General features: G+C 62.2%; 21 protein-coding genes and 1 pseudogene. 4 read left to right on the top strand and 18 right to left on the bottom strand.

Annotated elements, in window-relative coordinates:
• Positions 1–11 precede the first annotated feature (11 nt).
• From AC13QO_RS18320 to gndA, 3 genes and pseudogenes are all read right to left on the bottom strand, one after another.
• Positions 12–532 (bottom strand): annotated as a pseudogene (locus tag AC13QO_RS18320) (GNAT family N-acetyltransferase).
• Positions 533–546: 14 nt separating this feature from the next.
• Positions 547–1041 carry a GNAT family N-acetyltransferase gene (locus tag AC13QO_RS18315; protein ID WP_285195892.1) on the bottom strand — a complete coding sequence of 165 codons (495 nt, stop codon included), beginning with the start codon at positions 1039–1041 and terminating at the stop codon, positions 547–549.
• A gap of 167 nt (positions 1042–1208) precedes the next feature.
• On the bottom strand, positions 1209–2660 hold the full coding sequence (gndA, locus tag AC13QO_RS18310; protein ID WP_198175446.1) for an NADP-dependent phosphogluconate dehydrogenase: 1452 nt from the start codon (positions 2658–2660) through the stop codon (positions 1209–1211).
• A gap of 206 nt (positions 2661–2866) precedes the next feature.
• On the opposite strand from gndA, the gene AC13QO_RS18305 reads away from it, so the two are divergent.
• From AC13QO_RS18305 to AC13QO_RS18295, 3 genes are all read left to right on the top strand, one after another.
• Positions 2867–3658: a helix-turn-helix domain-containing protein gene (locus AC13QO_RS18305; RefSeq protein WP_085778462.1), complete on the top strand. Its 792-nt coding sequence runs from the start codon at positions 2867–2869 to the stop codon at positions 3656–3658.
• A gap of 68 nt (positions 3659–3726) precedes the next feature.
• Positions 3727–4125 carry a polyketide cyclase gene (locus AC13QO_RS18300; RefSeq protein WP_097599969.1) on the top strand — a complete coding sequence of 133 codons (399 nt, stop codon included), beginning with the start codon at positions 3727–3729 and terminating at the stop codon, positions 4123–4125.
• Positions 4126–4485 carry a VOC family protein gene (locus tag AC13QO_RS18295; protein WP_085778464.1) on the top strand — a complete coding sequence of 120 codons (360 nt, stop codon included), beginning with the start codon at positions 4126–4128 and terminating at the stop codon, positions 4483–4485.
• Between the two features lie 110 nt (positions 4486–4595).
• Here the strand turns inward: AC13QO_RS18295 and AC13QO_RS18290 are convergent, their stop codons facing one another.
• The 15 genes from AC13QO_RS18290 to AC13QO_RS18220 all read right to left on the bottom strand — a co-directional run bounded on the left by AC13QO_RS18290 (position 4596) and on the right by AC13QO_RS18220 (position 17953).
• Positions 4596–5288, bottom strand: coding sequence for a PAS domain-containing protein (locus tag AC13QO_RS18290; protein WP_488541449.1), 693 nt, complete (start codon positions 5286–5288; stop codon positions 4596–4598).
• A 179-nt stretch (positions 5289–5467) separates the two neighbouring features.
• Positions 5468–6403 carry a lipid A biosynthesis lauroyl acyltransferase gene (locus tag AC13QO_RS18285; protein WP_285195893.1) on the bottom strand — a complete coding sequence of 312 codons (936 nt, stop codon included), beginning with the start codon at positions 6401–6403 and terminating at the stop codon, positions 5468–5470.
• 6 nt (positions 6404–6409) lie between these two features.
• Positions 6410–7438, bottom strand: a complete 1029-nt coding sequence (locus tag AC13QO_RS18280; protein WP_285195894.1) for a zinc-binding dehydrogenase — start codon at positions 7436–7438, stop codon at positions 6410–6412.
• Positions 7439–7494: 56 nt separating this feature from the next.
• The gene (locus tag AC13QO_RS18275) at positions 7495–8781 is read right to left on the bottom strand and encodes a beta-ketoacyl-ACP synthase (RefSeq protein ID WP_285195895.1); all 1287 of its coding nucleotides are present in this window, start codon (positions 8779–8781) and stop codon (positions 7495–7497) included.
• Positions 8782–8791: 10 nt separating this feature from the next.
• Complete coding sequence (locus AC13QO_RS18270) at positions 8792–9997, bottom strand: beta-ketoacyl-ACP synthase (protein WP_285195896.1); 1206 nt, start codon at positions 9995–9997, stop codon at positions 8792–8794.
• Positions 9994–10476 carry a 3-hydroxyacyl-ACP dehydratase FabZ family protein gene (locus AC13QO_RS18265; RefSeq protein ID WP_085778471.1) on the bottom strand — a complete coding sequence of 161 codons (483 nt, stop codon included), beginning with the start codon at positions 10474–10476 and terminating at the stop codon, positions 9994–9996. Before AC13QO_RS18265 ends, AC13QO_RS18270 begins: the two co-directional genes overlap by 4 nt.
• Positions 10477–10593: 117 nt before the next feature.
• Positions 10594–10872: an acyl carrier protein gene (locus AC13QO_RS18260; protein WP_003540486.1), complete on the bottom strand. Its 279-nt coding sequence runs from the start codon at positions 10870–10872 to the stop codon at positions 10594–10596.
• A gap of 411 nt (positions 10873–11283) precedes the next feature.
• On the bottom strand, positions 11284–11712 hold the full coding sequence (locus tag AC13QO_RS18255) for a L,D-transpeptidase (RefSeq protein ID WP_085778472.1): 429 nt from the start codon (positions 11710–11712) through the stop codon (positions 11284–11286).
• 150 nt (positions 11713–11862) lie between these two features.
• The gene (locus AC13QO_RS18250) at positions 11863–12063 is read right to left on the bottom strand and encodes an ECs_2282 family putative zinc-binding protein (protein ID WP_085778473.1); all 201 of its coding nucleotides are present in this window, start codon (positions 12061–12063) and stop codon (positions 11863–11865) included.
• Positions 12064–12157: 94 nt separating this feature from the next.
• The gene (gene cbiB / locus AC13QO_RS18245) at positions 12158–13138 is read right to left on the bottom strand and encodes an adenosylcobinamide-phosphate synthase CbiB (RefSeq protein ID WP_488541448.1); all 981 of its coding nucleotides are present in this window, start codon (positions 13136–13138) and stop codon (positions 12158–12160) included.
• Positions 13135–14142 (bottom strand): threonine-phosphate decarboxylase CobD, encoded by a 1008-nt coding sequence (cobD, locus tag AC13QO_RS18240; protein ID WP_488541447.1) that lies wholly within the window; start codon positions 14140–14142, stop codon positions 13135–13137. Before cobD ends, cbiB begins: the two co-directional genes overlap by 4 nt.
• Complete coding sequence (locus AC13QO_RS18235; RefSeq protein ID WP_285195900.1) at positions 14139–15446, bottom strand: cobyrinic acid a,c-diamide synthase CobB; 1308 nt, start codon at positions 15444–15446, stop codon at positions 14139–14141. Before AC13QO_RS18235 ends, cobD begins: the two co-directional genes overlap by 4 nt.
• Positions 15443–16282 carry a uroporphyrinogen-III C-methyltransferase gene (gene cobA, locus AC13QO_RS18230; protein WP_097599978.1) on the bottom strand — a complete coding sequence of 280 codons (840 nt, stop codon included), beginning with the start codon at positions 16280–16282 and terminating at the stop codon, positions 15443–15445. The genes AC13QO_RS18235 and cobA overlap by 4 nt, the downstream gene beginning before the upstream one ends.
• Positions 16283–16512: 230 nt before the next feature.
• Positions 16513–17463 carry a nucleoside hydrolase gene (locus AC13QO_RS18225; RefSeq protein ID WP_488541446.1) on the bottom strand — a complete coding sequence of 317 codons (951 nt, stop codon included), beginning with the start codon at positions 17461–17463 and terminating at the stop codon, positions 16513–16515.
• 70 nt (positions 17464–17533) lie between these two features.
• Entirely contained in the window at positions 17534–17953 is a 420-nt protein-coding gene (locus tag AC13QO_RS18220; RefSeq protein ID WP_488541445.1) for a cobalamin biosynthesis protein, read from the bottom strand.
• Positions 17954–18052: 99 nt separating this feature from the next.
• Here AC13QO_RS18220 and AC13QO_RS18215 point away from each other — a divergent pair, with 99 nt between their 5' ends.
• Positions 18053–18838: a TSUP family transporter gene (locus AC13QO_RS18215; RefSeq protein ID WP_085778480.1), complete on the top strand. Its 786-nt coding sequence runs from the start codon at positions 18053–18055 to the stop codon at positions 18836–18838.
• Positions 18839–18844 lie beyond the last annotated feature (6 nt).

Genomic DNA, 18844 nt, shown 5'->3' with positions numbered 1-18844 from the left:
TGCCTCATCGCTTACCGCCCGGTCTTAGGAAGTAGGTGACGATAGACGAGATCGGCAGGATCAGTTCGAGGCGCTGCCGGATCAAGACGCGCCCCCAGCCGTTCGGCAACGGCAACGGATGCAGAATTGTCAGGCGCGATATAACTGACGAGCGACTACAGTTTGAGCGTCTGGAAGGCCCTCCCGCAGCGCCGAAGCCTCCTCGGTCGCATAGCCGCGGCCCTCGAACCCGTCATAAGCGAACCAGCCCAGCTCCTTTTCCGGAAAGAGCGGCCCATGGTTGATCCCCACCTGGCCGATGCATTGGCCGGTTTCGCTGAGGTCGATCATCATCGCGCCGTGCCCGAAAAGCTGCCAGAGAGCGACGTCGTGACAGAACATCCCCCACGCCGCCCGCAGATCAAAGGGGCCGCCCATCCCGGCGGACCGTGGCGAGGCCCATTATCGGGGCGTAGGCATCGAAGTCGTCGATGTCAGGCATACGAAGCTTCAGACGCTTGGTTCGGAGGCTAATAGCGCCCGCCTCTGACATGTCTCGCCCTTTCGCTAGTTTTCGAACGCCGGAGCGAACCGAAGCACCCCGCTTGGCGGCGGTCCGTGAAAAACAATCCGCTGCACAAGCCGCGTATCGAGATCCTGATATGTTAATTGGCCGTCGCTGCTGAAGCCCGCACCGCTGTAGACCTCGGGATTGCCGATCAGCGCGCACCCCCTCGCGCCCATCTCCTTCAGCAATTCGAGCCCCTTCGCCGTAAGCGCCCTTCCGATGCCCTGCCGCTGTCTCTCCGGCGTGACCGCTATCGGCCCCAGCCCGAACCAGCCGTCATGTACTCCGTTGACCGTCACCGGCGAGAACGCGACGTGCCCCAGGATCTCGCCATCCTCCTCGGCAATCAGCGATATCGCCAGATCGCCGCTCAAGCGAAGCCTCCGGATGATCTCCGCTTCCGTACCCTCGCTATAGGGCATCGGCTTGAAGGCGGCCGAGGTCAAATTCTGAATCGCTTCGATATCTGCCGGCGTCTCGTATCGGATGAGCATTCCTTTAGTTCTCCGGAACGGTCTTCCGCAAATGCTATGAAGGGAAAGTCGGAAATCAACAAGCCAGTTTGCACAGGCAGAAACAACACAGTTGTCGGGTCAGGCAGCGATCTCACAAGAAAGCCCGGCGCAACGCCGGGCTTCCTCGATGTCTTTCTCCGCAAACCTCAGAAGGTCGCAGCACCGCTGCCCCAGGGGCCGTGGTGGAAGTCCTTGCCATCGAGGCGGTCGAAGCCGTGAGCGCCGAAGAAGTCGCGCTGGGCCTGGATGAGGTTGGCCGTCCCCCTGCCCTGGCGGTAGGCGTCGAAATAGCTGAGCGCCGAGGTCAGCGCCGGCACCGGCAGGCCGGCGGCGAGAGCGGCGGTCACGACGCGGCGAAGCGCCGGGATCGATTCCTTGACCATGGATGAGAAGGCCGGCGTGACGATGAGGTTCGCCGCATCGGGCGCATCGGTGAAAGCCCTGGTGATCTCATCGAGGAACTGCGAGCGGATGATGCAGCCGGCACGCCAGATCTTCGCGATAACAGGCATCGGCAGCGACCAATTGAACTCCTTGGAAGCTTCCGCCATCACGGCGAAGCCCTGCGCATAGGCGCCGATCTTGCCGGCAAACAGTGCCAGTTCCAGATCCTTGTTGAGCTCGGGCCCGTAGGCGGTCGGGAAGACGCTGCCGAGATTACCGAAGATCTTTTCGGCGGCTTCGCGCTCAGACTTCATTGAGGAGAGGCTGCGGGCGGCAACCGCGGCCTCGATCGCCGTTGCCGGAATGCCCATGTTCTGCGCCTCGATCGCCGACCACTTGCCGGTGCCCTTCTGGCCTGCCTTGTCGAGGATCATGTCGACCATCGGCCCCCCGGAGACGGGATCGCTCGCCGCAAGCACCTTCTCGGAGATCTCGATCAGATAGGAGTTCAGCCGGCCCTTGTTCCACTCGCCGAAGATGCCGGAGATTTCGGAGGCACTCTTGCCGAGACCGTCTCGCAGGATGCCGTAGATCTCGGCGATCATCTGCATGTCGGCATATTCGATGCCGTTATGGATGGTCTTGACGAAATGGCCGGCGCCGTCATTGCCGAGCCAGGCGACGCAGGGCTCGTCATTGTAGCGGGCGGCAATCGACGTCAGCACCTTCTCGACGCGCTTCCAGGACTCTTCGGTACCGCCGACCATGATCGACGGGCCGTGGCGCGCACCCTCTTCGCCGCCGGAAACCCCCATGCCGATGAATGTCAGTTCAGTATCCTTGAGACGGCCGAAGCGGGCGACGGTGTCGCGGAAATTGGCGTTGCCGGCATCGATCATGATGTCGCCCTTGGCAAGATGCGGGCGCAACGCCTCCATCTGCTGGTCGACAGCGTCACCGGCCTTGATCATGATAATGATCGGACGCGGCGGCCGGATTGCATCGACGAACTCCTCGATGGTCTTGCAGGGAATGATCTGCTTCTTCAGATCGCCGGCGCTTTCGTAGAATTCGTCGGTTTTCTCAGGCGTGCGGTTGAAGACCGCGATTTTATTGCCTTTCTCCGCGATGTTGAGCGCCAGGTTGGAGCCCATGACCGCAAGGCCGATCAGTCCGATTTCTGCCTTTTCCACGACAAACCTCCGATGTGTCATTTGGACCGGTGTTGTGGCACTGTCTCGCTCAAACGGCAAGTCTCGCGAGGGTCTAATCGGTTCGCAAAAGCCATTGAAATGCAGCTTTGATCGTCTGACTTGTCCGACAACTTTTCATCTGCAGCCCGATCCGGAAGCCGCAAAATATTCGCGATCGCCCGTACTGCCCTATCTCATGTTATCATGCGGACCTCGGGAGATATCGTTTGGTTTCGAAAAGACGAAAAGACATGGCGATGCTTGCGCCCCGCGCCGGCCGCTACCGCGAATATGCGCCGCCGCCAGCGCTACGGCGCCATTTCAGCTGCCTCTGGTCGCATACACTTAGGGACGGGGCGGCGGCCACGGTGGCGATCGTGCCGGATGGCTATTGTGATCTCCTCTGGATGGACGGACGGCTTGTCGTCGCCGGTCCTGACCGGATCGCGGCCTTCCCGATCATAAGGCCGGGCGCGACCGTCATCGGCGCGCGCTTTGCGCCGGGCGCCGCAGCATCCTGGCTGAAGACGCCGCTCTCGGCGCTGGTCGGCCTGTCGGTGCCGCTTGCCGATATCGGACGGAAGGATACCAGCGAATTCGAGGCGCGGCTGCGGGATTGCCCGGACCCCGCGGCCGCCGCGACGCTGTTCGGCCGTCTGCTTGAAGGGGCCGCGCGCGATGAGGAGGAGCCCGCCCAAGACGCCGCCGTGATCTTCGCCGCCGCCGACAGCGGCCGCCCAACCTCCGGCCTGCCCGACCAGCTCGGCATGAGCGAAAGGCAACTGCGCCGCCGCTGCCACCATCATTTCGGCTATGGCGCAAAGACACTGGAACGCATCCGCCGGTTCCAGCGTTTCCTCGACCTCTGCCGCAGGGTGGACACGATGCCACTCGCCCGCATCGCGCTCGAAGCGGGCTTTGCCGACCAGGCCCACATGACACGCGAGGTCGCAGAACTCTCGACTCTCACCCCTGCGATCATTCTTAACCAACTCGGCACGCGGGAAGGATCCGGCTGACCGTTTTGTTCAAGACACCGCCGGCCGGCCTTATTATTCAGGGAAACCCAAATACAAGGACCTGCACCATGGCGACAATGCCTGCAAAAGTCATCCACCAGTCGATAGAGCGCGACTGGCGGGATGTCTACGACTTCGCCCGCAAGCCGGAGAACATGCCGCTCTGGGCCTCCGGCCTTGCCACCGGTTTCGAGCCCGACGGCGCCGACTGGATCGCCCACGGTCCCCTCGGCACCATCAAAGTCAGCTTCGTTCCCGCCAATGAATTCGGCGTGATCGATCATACGGTGACGATCGAATCCGGGCTCCGGGTTTATAATGCCCTGCGCATCGTACCGAACGGCGATGGCTGCGAGGTCATGTTCACGCTGCTGCGTCTGCCCGGCATGACAGATGCGCAATTTGCCGCTGATGCCGCGCATATCGAGAAGGATCTCGTCATGCTGAAAGCCCTGATGGAGAGATAGATGTCTGAAAACTCCGAACACAACGACCGCCGCATCGACTATGTTGAATTCAACGTCTCCGACATCGCCGCCGCCAAAGCCTTTTACGGCTCGGCCTTCGGCTGGCGTTTCACCGATTACGGCCCGAATTACTGCGAATTTGACGACGGCCGGCTGAAAGGCGGCTTCACCGATTTCGGTCCCGTCCGGCCGGGCGGACCGCTCGTCGTCGTCTATGCCAGGGATCTGGAAGAAGTGCTGACTTCGGTCGAAAGGGCCGGCGGCACGATCTGCCGGCCGATCACCGATTTTCCCGGCGGCCGCCGCTTCCATTTCCTCGACCGCGACGGCTACGAGCTCGCCGTCTGGGCGACGGCGTAAATTAGAGCAATTCCAGCAAAAGTGTGCAGCGGTTTTGCGTCCGGAGTTGCGTTAAAACAAAGAGATATAGAACAATTCCGTGGTTCGAAGAAAAACGGAATTGCTGTAGACTACCGATCCATCACGATCAGAGCGCCGATGACAATGCCGCCCGCATCGCGCAGCGGCGACATGCGACAGCGCACCTGGCGGGATACGCCGCCGCCGGTCCGGCGCTCATAAGTGTAGTCGACCTCCCCGCCGGCAAAACAGACGTCCAGCTTGTGCTTGGCGCATTCGGCGAATCGCTCCTCGCCGATGAATTCGGAAAGGTGACGCCCGATCAGTTCCATCGGCTTCCTGTCCAGATGGGCACTGTTGGCCGCGTTGGAATAGAGGTAGCGGTAGTCCCTGGTCAGCACCGCCACCCGATCCGGCAGGCTTTCGAGGATCGCGGCGTTGAGGAAGTGGCCATTGTCGGTGTCGGGCACATAGGCTGCCGGCGGCTCGATGCGCACATCCTGCGGCGAAGGCACCCGCCAATCCGGCGCATGCGTGCCGAAATAACAGTCGAGCAGATAGGAAAGCACCGCCGCATGTTCTCTGACACTGGCGCTGTCGTCCGCGTCCCGGGCGACAAGATGGCCGACGAACTGCAATTGCATGTAGACTTCGAGCAGATTGGCCGCCCGGCAGGCCAGGATGGCCTCGACCAGCGGCTCGACATGACGGTCGAGCAACATGACGCGCTGATCGTCGCCTTGGCGTATGGCTTCCTCTATTTGCGCGCAGCGCAAGGAAAAGGCTCGAAAAAGCTCCAGCAAGACGCCTCCCACTCCCATTGTCCCGAGTGGCGTGTCCAAATTGTGTGGCTGCATTTCCCAAATGCGCCCTGAGGTGGATATTATTCTCGCCTTGGTAGTGACGGCTAACATGAAGTTTACTCGTTTTCAATCCGAGAGCACCTGCCGCTTTTCACCGCTGATAAATCAGGGTTTGATTTTCAAGGCGCGAGCGTCTTCTTGATCTGCCAGCGGTCGTGATACCAAAGCCACTGTTCCGGATATTCCCGCACCCAACTTTCCACCTTGTCATTGAGTAGCTGGGCGGCGGCAGGCAGGTCGAGATTGCCTTTGGCGTCGCGCGGCATCTCCAGCCGCGGCTCAATTTCCAGCCGGTAGCGATTCTCCGGAAGGCGGATGCAGCGCGCCGGATAGACCTCGCAATCGAACTGGCGCACCAGCTTCGGCAACAACGGATTGGTCTTCACCTCTCGCCCGAAGAAGGTGCCTTTCAGCCCCTTGCCGAATTTCTGGTCGACGAGCACGCCCACCCCCTGACCCGCTTCCAGCTGGCGCGCGAGCGCGAAGGAGGAGCCGGCATGCGAGGGCACCAGCTTGCCCATGCGTGCACTGCGGAAGTCGAACACCTTCTTGGCGACATAGGGATTGTTCGGCGGCCGGAAAAGTACGGTGACGGTGAGCCCGAAGGCCGCGCCCGCCACCGGCAGTAGCTCGAAATTGGCGGTATGCCCCGTAAAGACGATGAAGGGGCGCGGATTGTCGCGCAGGTCGAGGAAGATGGAAACGCCAGACACCTCTACCCTGCCTGGCTCCGGCCGTTCGGGATCATAGTCGAACAACTCGTCGAGGAAGACGTATTCGGCCGCGAGCCGGCCCATATTGCCCCAGCTGCCGAGTGCGATCTCCTCGATCTCGGCCTCGCTCTTCTCCGGAAAGGCGTTGCGTAGATTGACGAGCATCAGTCTGTGGCGGCGGGTCCGCCGACCGAGGCGGCGCATCACCTTGTCGGCAAAGCGGATCGCGCCATCGGCCGGAAGCAGTTTCAGCACATTTAGGAAGCCGAACATCGCCTGCGCCACCAGCCATTGCTGGAAATTCCTGAGCGCCAGAACGACCCGGGTAATGAACAGCTTCACGTGAGGTCAGTCCATCTTCAGAATGATTTTGCCGAAGATCTGGCGCGATTCCATCCGCTCCAGCGCCCGGTCGATATCGTCGAATCCGACTTCGGTGTCGATGACGGGATGGACGAGCCCGCGACCCATCTTCTGCATCGCATCGGCCATGTTCTCCATGCGGCAGCCGAAGGAGCCAAGCAGCTTCAATTGCTGCTGGAACAGCATCATCAGGTTCATCTCTGTCGAGACGCCCGAGGTCGAGCCGCAGGTAACGAGGCGCCCGCCGCGCTTCATGCAGAGCATCGAGCCTGCCCAGGTGTCCTTGCCGACATGTTCGAAGACGACGTCGACGCCCTTCTTCTTGGTCAGCTTGCGCACCACGCCTTCGAAGCGGTCGGTGCGGTAGTTGATGACGTGATCGGCGCCGAGAGCCTTGGCCCTCTCGATCTTGTCATCGGAACCGACCGTGGTAATCACGGTGCAGCCGATCTTCTTGGCAAGCTGGATCGCCGCAGTGCCAATGCCGGAGCCGCCGGCATGAACGAGGATCGTTTCGCCGGGCTCGAGCTTGGCATTATCGAACAGCATATGCTCGACCGTGCCGAAGGTGACGGGTGCCAATGCTGCGCCGATCGCATCGACACCGGGAGGTGCGGGAACGAGCAGACGCGCCGGCAGGTTCACCTTTTCCTGCGCGAAACCATCGAGATGGAAACCATGCACGCCGGAGACATGTTCGCAGAGATTGTCTCGGCCTTCGCGGCAGGGTCGGCAGAGGCCGCAGGTGCGCGCGCCATAGATCGAAACCAGTTGACCCGGCAGAACATTGGCCACACCCGGCCCGATCGCTTCCACGACGCCTGAGGCTTCCGCGCCGATGACCAGCGGCATCTTGCGCTTGGCGAAAGCCATGCCGCGCCAGCCCCAGACGTCGATATGGTTGAGGGCCACCGCCTTGACGCGCAGCGTCACCTCACCTGAAGCGGGTGCGTCCGGTTCCGGCAGGTCGGTGATCTCAAGCTTGCGGTCATCGATCAGTTGCAAAGCGCGCATGGCAAAATCCCTCGCCTCGAAGGCGTTCGTCTCGTCTTAAATTTGTCGGGAACCGCTTAAGCCGGTTCGAGCGCCATGACAAGGCTGGCATTCTGCCCGCCGAAGCCGAAGGAGTTCGAAAGCACGGCCGAAACCTGGGCTTCCCGCTTCTTGTTCGGCACGACATCAAGCACGATCGACGGATCGGGATTGGTGTAGTTGATCGTCGGCGGCAACGTGCCCGTCAGCATCGTCTGCAGCGAGAACACCGCTTCGACCGCACCCGCTGCCGTCAGCGTATGGCCGATCATCGATTTGTTCGACGAGACGGGAATGCCGACGAGTCGTTCGCCGAAGACAGCCGACATCGCGCCGTATTCCATCTTGTCGTTTTCGGGCGTCGAGGTGCCGTGCGCATTGATGTAGCCGATGCCGCTCTCGTCGATGCCGGCGTCGGCAAGGGCCGCGCGGATCGTCGAGATAGCCGGTCCGCCGTCGGGCGAGGAGCGAGTGCGGTGGAAGCTATCGGCCTTGTCGCCGGCGCCCTTCATGATGCCGAGCACCCTGGCACCGCGGGCGACCGCCGCTTCCAGCGATTCCAGCACCAGCGTCGCCGCACCCTCGGCGATGACGAAGCCGTCGCGGTCCTTGCTGAACGGCTTGGAGGCCTTGGTCGGCGGATCGTTCTGCGTCGAAAGAGCCGACAGAAGCGAGAAGCGGATCAGCGCTTCGGCGCTGAGCGACCCATCGGTCGCAACCGTCAACGCGCGATCGGTGCGCCCCTGACGAATCGCCTCGATGCCGAGCTGGATCGCGGTGACGCCGGAAGCGCAGGCCGTCGACAGCGTCACGGGAAGGCCGCGTGTGCCGAACCGGTCGGCCAGACGCTCGGAAATCGCACCGAACAGCGCCGCCTCGTGGAAGGCCGGGTCGGGCCGCTGGCGCAGCGCGGTCAGGAAGCGCTCATAGGCGTCGCCTGGATGATCGGCGGCCGGCGAACGGTCTGCAAGTTCGAAGCGGGCGCTCCATTCCGGCTCGATCGGCGGCGCGGCAAGGAACAGCGGACCGTTGAAATCGCCTGAAAGACCTGCGTCGGCCAATGCTTCGATGGTGGTCTCGCGGGCAAAGGCATAGGAACGCTCGACGGCGTTCGGCACCGGAATTTCGATGAAATCGACGGTGCCGGCGATGCGTGTCGACAGGCCTTCGGTCGGAAAGCGGTTGATTGCGTGGATACCAGAGGTGCCCGAGGAAAGGGCCGCCCAGTTGTCCTTCAGGCCCTGGCCGAGCGAGGTGATGATGCCCATGCCGGTCACTGCGACGATCGGTCGGCCGAGATGATCTCTGTAAGCGGAAGCTGTCATATCTCTCTCCTCACGCCTCTGCGGAAAGAACGGCGACGCCCTCGCCGCGCTGATGTCCGACCGTAGTTACGACGGCCGCCTTCGTTCCCGCCTTCATCGGCGCTTCATGGGCCACGTCGAAGGGCGGAACCTTGGCCTCGGCATCGATTGCAAGGGCTGCGAGCGCCAGCCCTAGCGGGAATTGCGCTTCGATCGTGTGACCGGAAACGCCGCCGAAGCCGCGGATCGCCGCACCCGGAAGCTGATGTTCCAGCACCGCCTTTTCGCGGGCGGCGATGTCATGCATGCCGGTCGAACCGGAGAAGATCGCCATGCTCTCTGCCGGCAGCTCGGCGGCAGGCTTCAGCAGCCGTTCCATCCGCACTTCGAAATTGCCGGCAGCGCGGTTGCCGCGATCGCCTTCAACGGCGCTGATCGTCGCATAGATGTGCGCGCCGCGCTCTTCCGCGTGCTTGCGCGATTCCAGCACCAGGAAAGCGCCGGCCGAACCGGTGATCATGCCGCCGCCCTCGAGGTCCGAGCGCGACCAGAGCGGCGCCCATTCGCCGCGCGTATGCGCGCCGATTGCTTCAGTGAGCAGGATCATGTCCGGACGCTCGGCAGCAAAGGCGCCGCCGACCAGCGCATGGGTGGATTCGCCGGAGCGAATGCGCCAGAACGCCGTCTCGACGGCGGAAACACCCGACGCTTCTTCGCCCATGAAGGTCCGCGAGGAGCCAGTGACCTTGTGAACGATGGAGATATTGCCGGCAAGCAGATTGGAAAGCTGCGCCAGGAACAGCGTCGGCCTCAGCTCCGTCGTCAGCTTCTCATTGAGCAGCAGTTCGCGGTCGTTGCGCTTCAAGCCCTCGTCGACGATCAGCGTGTCGACGTTGATGTCGCGCTCGCCGCCGCCGGCCGCTACGATCATGTCCATCGTGCCGCAGGCCTCGATATTGTCCTTGAATCCGGCATCGTCGAGCGCAAGACCCGCGGCGAAGACGCCGATGCGCTGCCAGTTTTCCATCTGGCGCTGGTCGCCGCGCTTGGCAATCTGCTGCGACCAGTCGATCTCAGGCAGCGGATGCACCGGATAGGGTTTGAATTTCTCTGTCTCGACGATCGCCCTCGGCGTGCTGTCGGCCGAAAGCAGCGCGACATGCGCCTCCTTGCCGACGCCCTGACAGGTAACGATACCGACGCCTGAAATGACGACGTCGTTTGCGGCCTTGCTCATCCAACCACTCCCTGCGCTGCGATCGCTTCGAGAAGCCCGACCTCGCCGGCGCGTTTTTTCACGATATCGCCGAGCGGAACTTCGCTGAAGGGCATGGTACGCAGTTTCAGCTGCGCATCGCAGACCTTCTTGCCGCCGCTGGTGATCTTGGCTTTGGTGACCGCAAAACCCGACCCGTCATGCTCCAACACCGCCTCGATATCGAGCACGGCTTCCGGCTCGACAAAAGTGCGCATCTTGGCGCCGTCGACGGACATCAGGAAGGGCATGGCGGCAAAGTCGGAGGCGGCAAGCACCAGCATGCCGGAAGCCTGCGCCATGGTTTCGATCAGGAGCACGCCGGGAACGAGCGGCATACCGGGAAAATGGCCTTCGAAAACGGGGCTCTTGGCCGGCACGACGGATCGCGCCGTCAGCGTAGCCTTCTTCAGGTCCACCGCTTCGACGCGGTCAATCATCTGGAAATATTCCAGCAGCATTCGGATCCTCCGGCCCGGAAGGCCAAATCCGCCCGCCGGTGACGCCTAATTAGGAACGAAACCGCCCGGCCGCCATAGTCAGGGCGGCAGGGCGTTCGAAAAAGACTGATGTGTCGCTCAGGCCTTGGCCGCTTTGAGCTCGTCGATCTTGGCACAGAGGTTCTTCAGCACGAAATATTCTTCGGTGGAAACCTTGCCTTCGTTGACCTCCTGCGTCCACTTTTCGAGCGGAATCTTGATGCCGAATTCCTTGTCGATCGCAAAGACGATATCGAGGAAATCGAGGCTGTCGATACCGAGGTCGTCGATCGTATGGCTCTCCGGCGTGATCGTGGCGCGATCGATCTCGCTGGTTTCTGCAATAATGTCGGCAACTTTGTCGAATGTAGCGGTCACGCGCTGTACCTCATGAAATGACGATTTAAACCCCCTCATAGGCAAATCCTTTTCAAAAGCCAATGCTTTCGTCCGGGCGTCGCGGCAATTTGACAATAAGGTGTTGCCTAAACAGCAATGGAACGCCGGCGAGTGCTGGCGCCGAAAACAGGATGCGGCTGTCCAACATCCGCACCGGTCTTTGACCTGAATCAAATTATGCGCGCCGGCATTTGATAATCCTCAAGCTGGGCTGGAAGGAATTGCGATCGCGTTCCAGCATGTCCGGCTATTTGAAGGATCGCGACGATCGACGTTGCCAGCATTGAGATTTTTGAAACAGGCACGCCCGTTGCACGTCCTTCCCGCCAGGCGCGGCACGGCGTCGTCTGCGGTCCGACGCCGAATTCAGGTTCACGCGCTGATCCGGGATCAACGCGTGATGACGACGCGGGTATTGGCAAGACCTGCCTGCCGTGCCAGTGAGAAGAACTCGGCCGCATTGTCGGGATGCAAGCGAACGCAGCCATGCGAGGCCGGTGTGCCGAGACGCTTCAGATCGAAGGTAGCATGAACGGCGTAACCGCCGTTGAAAAATACAGCATACGGCATCGGCGCATTGTCGTATTTGCGCGAACGGTGATCGCGCGATAGCCATTTGGCGCTCCAGGAGCCGGTGGGCGTGACATAACCATTGCGCGCGGTCGAAACCTTCCAGCGATATTTGACAAAGCCGTCCTCGGTGACGGTCATGGTCTGTTTGCCGATGCTGATATTGGCAACCAGCGTTGCTGCTTCAGCGGCAACCGGAGAAAACTGCAGCAATAAGCTTACCGCCGCGGCGGCAAAAATCGTCTTCATGATAATCCCTCTTCGCACCCGCGCATTTGATTGCGCCCTCACGCCAGAGAGACTACGACGATACTTGATTATATAGCTTTAACCCGAATGGTAATCACAATTCTAACAGGGCAATGACGGATTTGAGCGCCGCAGGACGGCCGCTCCGCCTCACTGAAGCTTGCGCGCCGCCGGCCTCTGCTTGAGCTGCTGATAGGCCTTGTTCATCCTTTCGCGGATGGAGGCCATGGTGCCGAGATTATGGCCGCAAGCCGCGCAGCTTATGATATCCGTCTCCCGGATCTCCGGACGCTCGAATTTCATCTTGGTGCTTTTGCACTTCGGGCACGGTAGTTCAATCTGAACTGTCATCGCTCTGCTTCCGGTCTGATGGAGATATGAGGCGTTTCGCATAAACGTTTGGGAGGGGACTGTCCACTGGGGCGTGAGCTCTACCGCAAGCCCCTCACAGAAAGCACAAAAACAATCCGAACGTCACGCCGGCAAGCACCATGCAGCTCGCCTGATACACTGAGACCCCGTCTTCGATGTCGCCGGATGTCGCGACATCGCGTCCGGGATTGTTGATCATCGGCTCGGTAACGAGCACACCGCCATAGATGCGCGGTCCTGCGAGCTGGACATTCAGCGCACCAGCCATTGCCGCTTCCGGCCGGCCGGAATTCGGCGAACGGTGCAAGCCGCCGTCGCGCATAGCCACCCGGATCGCCTCGCGGCAGGCGCTGGTGCCGCGCCGGATCCAGGCGCCTGCAGCAATCAGCAGGATCGAAAGGCGCGCGGCCGGCCAGTTGGCGAGATCGTCGAGCCGAGCGGCCGCCCAGCCGAAATCGATATATTTTTCCGATCTATGGCCGATCATCGAGTCCGCCGTGTTCAGCATCTTGTAAGCGAAAAGCCCTGGCAGGCCGAAGATAGCGTACCAAATCGCCGGCGCGACGACGCCATCGGAGAAGTTCTCGGCAAGGCTTTCGATCGCAGCACGGCAGACGGCCGGCTCATCCAGCGTCTCGGGATCGCGCCCGACAATGCGGGAGACGGCGGCCCGTCCACCGGCAAGCCCCTCCTCGCGCAGGGCGACGGCAACGGCAGCGACATGGTCGGCAAGGCTCTTCTGCGCCAGAAAGACCGCCACCAGTCCGGTCTCCAGCAGGATGCCGCCGAGGCCGAACAGCGCGAAAAACCGGTTGAACACGAAGCCGGCCGCCACAGCGAGCAGCAGCAGCGCCAGTATGGCGGCAACGCCGTTCATCCGCCGTTGATGCCCCGTAAGGCTTGAAGGATTGAGCTGCTGGTCGGCATAGGAGATCACCGCTCCAAAAATCGCGACAGGATGCGGCACGCGCGACCAGAGCCATTGCGGATCGCCGACAATCCGGTCGAGCAGCAGCGCCAAAAGCAGCACGAGAAGGTTTAGGTCGATCGTCATCGCTCAAATCTCTGAAGGACTTCGCCAAGCCGCCGGTCCGCCGCCGGATCGGGCGCCAGCCCGAAACGCAGCCATTCGGGGGCATAGTCGAACTTGCGGACGAGAATATGATGCCGGCAGAGATGCGTGTAAATCTCGCTCGCCCTGGCATCGTCGACAAGGGCAAACAACCCTGTTCCCCCTGCGATCCGGAGGCCGACCCCGCCCAGCACCGCACGAAGCCCGGCGCTGCGTTCATCGATAAGCCGGCGGATGGAAGAAACGTCCGAACGCAGAAGCGAGCCTGCTATCGAAAGCGCCGGCCCGGAAACCGCCCAGGGCCCGAGCCACTCCTCGAAACGCTTGAGAATGTCGTCACGTGCGATCACGAAGCCGAGCCGCAGGCCGGCGAGCCCAAAAAACTTGCCGAAAGAGCGAAAGATCACCAGGTTTGAGAGCCTCTGCGCGACGCCCGCAAGACTCAGCGCTGGATCGGCATCGCCGAACGCCTCGTCAACAACGAGAAGCCCATTGACCGCCTTCATCCTCTCGTGCAGTCCGATCAGCGTCTCGTTCGGCCATGTCAGCCCATCGGGATTGTTCGGATTGACGACGACGGCAAGCCGATGCTCGGTTCCGATCGCAGCGACATCATCGACGGTCTCGACGGCAAAACCGGCCGAAATAAAGGCGCGCGCATACTCGCCATAGGTCGGCGCCACGACGGCGACCCTGGCGCCCTCACCCTTTGTCAGCAACCGCGGCAGAAGCTGGATCACCGATTGCGTTCCGGGCACCGGCAGCGGCAGGATCTGGCCGCTCCCATAGTAATCGCGCGCCGCCCGCCTTGCCTCATCGGCCAGATAACTGTCCGGCAAGCGGTGCCAGGCCCTTGTCGGGATTTCTGGCAGGGCAGCCGGGCACGGGTTAATGCCGGTGGAAAGGTCGAGCCAGTCCTCCGGCCTGCCGCCAAAGGCGGCAGCAGCGGCGGTAACTTCGCCACCATGGACGATCGGCGCGCTCACGCGGCAATCCCGGCGAGATCGATCAGATGCATGTAGGAACCCGCAACCTGCCCGCGCCGGAGCCCCGCCCGGCCGAGATCGGTTCCGATCGCATCCCGGACCTGAAACAGCCGTTCGCCCTCGCCTTCGGAAATGAGGGTCGAATAGTGGAACTCATGCGCCGTCATCGCCCGCTGAAAGATTGCACCGTCGAGCGGCATGACGTGGCGATAACCGAGATGGCGTTTGCGCGCGGCATAGCTGGTGACGACGGGCAGCAGGCCGAGCATCTCGTGACGCTTCCCCTCTGCGTCAATCAGCCCTTCGCCGAGCACCATATAGCCGCCGCACTCGCCATAGATCCGGATGCCGCGCGCCGCCGCATCGAGGAGGGCGGCGCGGAAATTGGGCGCTTGGGAGAGCGTTCCGGCATGCAGCTCGGGATAACCCCCGGGCAGATAGATCGCATCGGCGTCGGCAGCAGGCGCCTCGTCGGCAAGCGGCGAGAAGAAGGAAATCGAAGCCCCCCGCCGCCGCCAGCCAAGCAGCATATGTTCATAGGAGAAGGCGAAAGCGATATCGCGGGCCACTGCAATGCGACTGCCGAGCGGCGGCAGACGATCGATATTGGCAGCCGACGGTCGGTTGAGGCCCTGCCTCGCGATGCGCAGCAGAAACTCGAAATTGCATTCCTCGGAGACGGCATCCGCCGCATGCTCGATGAAACCTTCGAGGCTCGGATGTTCACAGGCCTGAACAAGGCCGAGATGGCGATCCGGCAAGGCAAGCGCCTTGTCGCTGCCGATCACGGCGATCACCGGCATCCGGATCACCTCGAGCGCCTGACGCAGCATCGCCTCGTGCCGTTCGCTGCCGACCTTGTTGAGGATGACGCCGGCAACGCGGACATCGGCGCGGAAACCGGCAAAACCCGCCACCAGCGGCGCTATCGATTGCGACATGCGCGAAGCGTCGACGACCAGCACCACGGAAAGGCCGAGCTGGGCCGCCAGATCCGCTGCCGTCCCCTTGCCGTCGGCCGCCCCATCGAACAGTCCCATCATCGCCTCGACGACGAGAATGCGGTCGCCGGAGCGATGCAGCGTCGCATTGGCCGAGATCAGCTCCGGCCGCATCGCCCAGGGGTCGAAGTTCAGGCAAGGCGTGCCGCTTGCCGCCGCATGGAAGGCGGGATCGATATAGTCGGGGCCGGCCTTGCCCGGCGCGACCACGATGCCGCGCCGGCGAAGCGCCCTCAGGAGCCCAAGCGTCACCGTCGTCTTGCCGGCACCGGAGGAAGGAGCTGCGATCAGGAGGCCGCTCATGCCCGCACCTGGCCGGACTGGCGGAACGGATCAGGCTGCAAGCGTCGTCCGGCGAGAGCGCCGACCCAGTCGAGCGAGGCCCGCAGCCGCACCACCTCCCCGACGACGACCACCGCCGGCGGCTCGAGACCGGAGGCGGTAACAGCCTCGGTCGCCTGCCCGAGCGTCGTCTCCAGCACCTGCTGCGCGCCGGTCGCCGCATTGCAGACGAAAGCTACAGCCTCGGACGGCGAGCGGCCCGACGCAATGAGATTGGCGCTGATCTGGGCGATATGCTTCATCGCCATATACATGACGATCACGGGCGAACCCTTGCCGATCGCTTCCCAGTCGATTCTGTCGGGCACGATGCCGGAGGAATCATGGCCGGTGAGAAACGTCACCGCATGATTGATCTCGCGATGGGTCACCGGAATGCCGGCATAGGCAAGCCCGCCGATACCGGCGGTGATCCCCGGCACGATGCGGAAAGGGATATTGTGCTCGACCAGCGTCAGCGCCTCCTCGCCGCCGCGCCCGAAGACGAAGGGATCGCCACCCTTCAGCCGCAGCACCCGCTTGCCGGTGTGCGCCAATTCCACCAGGCGCAACGAAATATCCCGCTGCTTGGCCGAGGGTTTGCCGCCGCGTTTGCCGGCATATTCGAGTTCTGCGCCGGGGTGCGCGAGCCTCAGACAGTCCTCATTGACCAACGCATCATGGACGATCACATCGGCCTCGGCGAGCCCCTTGGCGGCCAAGAGCGTCAGCAGACCCGGATCACCCGGACCGGCCCCGACGAGCCAGACGCTGCCCGGCTCCAACGCCGGCAAATGAGAGAAAGCGCTATTCGACATTTTGTTGATCTAGGCCCAGCGAGGCCCAAGGTCAACGCCGCCCGCGCCACCTCACTGGAAGTTGCTGAGATGACGATGACTCACTTTGCAAACAAGCTGATTCAATATCGCAAGAAAGCGACACAACAGCGTGAATATATTATAATATACCCAAACGAGACCGCCCGCTGCACCGACTGCTGACAAAGTCGTCCAACTCCTCTTCCTGCTGCAATCAGCCTTCAAGGCCCTCAGCCGCGAAGCAGCGTATCGCGGATCAGCTTTAGGACCTTTTCCGACTCGATCCCTGTGGTGACGATTTGGCTGGGCCGATCATCCCAATCGCCGGGCGGGAAGCGGCGGCCATCCGGCTTGACGATCGTCTGACCGTCGGCAATGCCGCCGCAGACGACGCGCACCGCCCCCGATATCGACGAGAACAGTTCCGGCGCCACGACGTAGACTGCGGCGCAGCTGTCATGCACCATCATGCCGTCCTCGACCGCATGCTTGTAGAAGTCGATATAGGACTGCGAGAGTGCATCGAGCAATTTCACCGCACTATCTCCCTCGGCCGCCATCCTGCCGAGATAGCTGCGGCTCATCGTGGTGATCGAGGTGACATCAAGGCCGATGACTGCGACCTTCCAAGGCGCTGTCATGACAATGTCGGCGGCCTCAGGATCGCCGTGAATATTGGCCTCGGCGACCGGCGAGACATTGCCGGGCACATAGAAGTTGCCACCCATGATGACGACGTCCTTGACCAGGGTCGCAATCTCGGGATCCTCCTTCAGCGCCATCGCCAGATTGGTCATCCGTCCGACCGCGACCAGACGCACCTCGCCAGGATTGGCACGCACAGTGTCGATGATGAAGCGGTGCGCCGGGCGCGGATCGAGCGGCAGGTCGATCGCTGCGGGCACCTCGATATCGCCGAGGCCGTTGTCGCCATGCACCATGGAAGGCCATTCCCGCTCGGCGCGCGAGGCATCGATGGTGACGCTGGCGCCTTTGGCGACCGGCGCGGGAATATTCCACTCGCGCTTGAGGAAGAGCGCATTGCGCGTCGTCGTCTCCACCGATGCATTGCCAAAGACCGTGGTGATGCCGATCAGATCGATTTCGGGATGGCGATGTAGGAAGAGAAGCGCCATGGCGTCGTCAACGCCCGGGTCAGTGTCATAAATGACCTTGTGCATAATATATCCTCTAAATGTGAATCGCGAGCCTGCCGGTTGGCGCCGCGAATTGCCGCCACCATAGCGACCGTCAGGCTTTCTGCAACCCGCCTCGGGCGACTGCCGCCGTCGCCTGCGCCGACTTGATTTTGCCAAGCACCAGTTCGGCATCGTCGCCGATCGCAGCAAGCGCCGCCGATTCCGCAACGCCATGGCAGCCGACGCGAGCAAAGACGACGGCCGATGGATTTCTGAGCCGCGGCGTTTCCCGCTCCAGCCGAGGAGCGTCGAAGAATCGGGCCGGCACGGCAAAATGCCTGGCGACTGACCAGATTGCCGCCTCCTGCCGGCGGCTGCCTATGGAAGCGACGGCGGCGAGTTCATCCGCGCCGATACCCGCAGCCTTGAGCGCCTCAAAGGCGAGCGCCAACACCTCCGGAGGCTGTGCCCCACGCTCGCAGCCAAGACCGAGCACATGGCGCCGTGTGGGATTGAAAGAAATGTCGCTCATGGAAGCAGCCGATTGTGCCGTTGCTGTGTCCTTGCAGCCATTGCAGCTTGGAGAGGGAAATGCAACAAGGCGGGCTGAAAGCCCTTCTGGAATAGCATCTTGCCTGACATTGCCCTCCATCTGCTTCTGCTGCTCTGCGCGGCTGCCTTCTTTGCCGGTTTCGTCGATGCAATTGCCGGCGGCGGCGGTCTCATCACCGTTCCCGCCATGTTGATCGCCGGCATCCCGCCGCTGCAGACGCTCGGAACCAACAAGGTGCAATCGATCTTCGGCGCAGCTTCCGCGACGCTCGCCTATGCCCGCAAGGGCCATGTGGAGCTTTCCGAACAGCTGCCGATGGCGCTGATGGCCCTCATGGGCGGGGCACTCGGCGCCGCTCTTGCGACGATCGTCCCAGGCCAGGTGCTTCAAGCGATCATGCCTGTGCTGCTGCTGGCAATCGCAATCTTCTTTGCCGTCAAGCCGAACCTCAACGATCTTGACAAACACCGCCTCATCACGCCCTTCGCCTTCGGCCTGACGCTGGTGCCGGCCATCGGCTTCTACGACGGCGTCTTCGGCCCCGGCACCGGCTCTTTCTTCATGCTCGCCTTCGTCACCCTCGCCGGCTTCGGCGTGCTGAAGGCGACGGCCCACACCAAACTTTTGAACTTCGGCTCGAATTTCGGTGCACTGATCGTCTTCGCAAGCTTCGGCGCGATCCTCTGGAAGATCGGCCTGCTGATGGGCGTCTGCCAATTCCTCGGCGCACAAGTGGGCTCACGGCTTGCCATGCGCATCGGCGCAAAGCTGATCAAGCCGCTGCTCGTGATCGTCTGCGTCGCTTTGGCGGTCAAGCTGCTCGCCGATCCGGCAAATCCCCTGCGGATCTGGCTCGGCGTTTAGTCGCAA

The sequence above is a fragment of the Rhizobium sp. CNPSo 3670 genome (assembly GCF_057784555.1).
Note: the sequence above shows the minus strand (reverse complement) of the source record. Positions and strands in the feature narration are given on the sequence as shown.

Excerpts from the sequence above, each read along its gene's own strand:
- AC13QO_RS18315 (WP_285195892.1), bottom strand. The coding sequence starts at position 1,041 with ATGCTCATCCGATACGAGACGCCGGCAGATATCGAAGCGATTCAGAAT.
- gndA (WP_198175446.1), bottom strand. The coding sequence starts at position 2,660 with ATGACACATCGGAGGTTTGTCGTGGAAAAGGCAGAAATCGGACTGATC.
- AC13QO_RS18300 (WP_097599969.1), top strand. The coding sequence starts at position 3,727 with ATGGCGACAATGCCTGCAAAAGTCATCCACCAGTCGATAGAGCGCGAC.
- AC13QO_RS18295 (WP_085778464.1), top strand. The coding sequence starts at position 4,126 with ATGTCTGAAAACTCCGAACACAACGACCGCCGCATCGACTATGTTGAA.
- AC13QO_RS18280 (WP_285195894.1), bottom strand. The coding sequence starts at position 7,438 with ATGCGCGCTTTGCAACTGATCGATGACCGCAAGCTTGAGATCACCGAC.
- AC13QO_RS18275 (WP_285195895.1), bottom strand. The coding sequence starts at position 8,781 with ATGACAGCTTCCGCTTACAGAGATCATCTCGGCCGACCGATCGTCGCA.
- AC13QO_RS18270 (WP_285195896.1), bottom strand. The coding sequence starts at position 9,997 with ATGAGCAAGGCCGCAAACGACGTCGTCATTTCAGGCGTCGGTATCGTT.
- AC13QO_RS18265 (WP_085778471.1), bottom strand. The coding sequence starts at position 10,476 with ATGCTGCTGGAATATTTCCAGATGATTGACCGCGTCGAAGCGGTGGAC.
- AC13QO_RS18255 (WP_085778472.1), bottom strand. The coding sequence starts at position 11,712 with ATGAAGACGATTTTTGCCGCCGCGGCGGTAAGCTTATTGCTGCAGTTT.
- AC13QO_RS18250 (WP_085778473.1), bottom strand. The coding sequence starts at position 12,063 with ATGACAGTTCAGATTGAACTACCGTGCCCGAAGTGCAAAAGCACCAAG.
- cbiB (WP_488541448.1), bottom strand. The coding sequence starts at position 13,138 with ATGACGATCGACCTAAACCTTCTCGTGCTGCTTTTGGCGCTGCTGCTC.
- AC13QO_RS18235 (WP_285195900.1), bottom strand. The coding sequence starts at position 15,446 with ATGAGCGGCCTCCTGATCGCAGCTCCTTCCTCCGGTGCCGGCAAGACG.
- cobA (WP_097599978.1), bottom strand. The coding sequence starts at position 16,282 with ATGTCGAATAGCGCTTTCTCTCATTTGCCGGCGTTGGAGCCGGGCAGC.
- AC13QO_RS18225 (WP_488541446.1), bottom strand. The coding sequence starts at position 17,463 with ATGCACAAGGTCATTTATGACACTGACCCGGGCGTTGACGACGCCATG.
- AC13QO_RS18220 (WP_488541445.1), bottom strand. The coding sequence starts at position 17,953 with ATGAGCGACATTTCTTTCAATCCCACACGGCGCCATGTGCTCGGTCTT.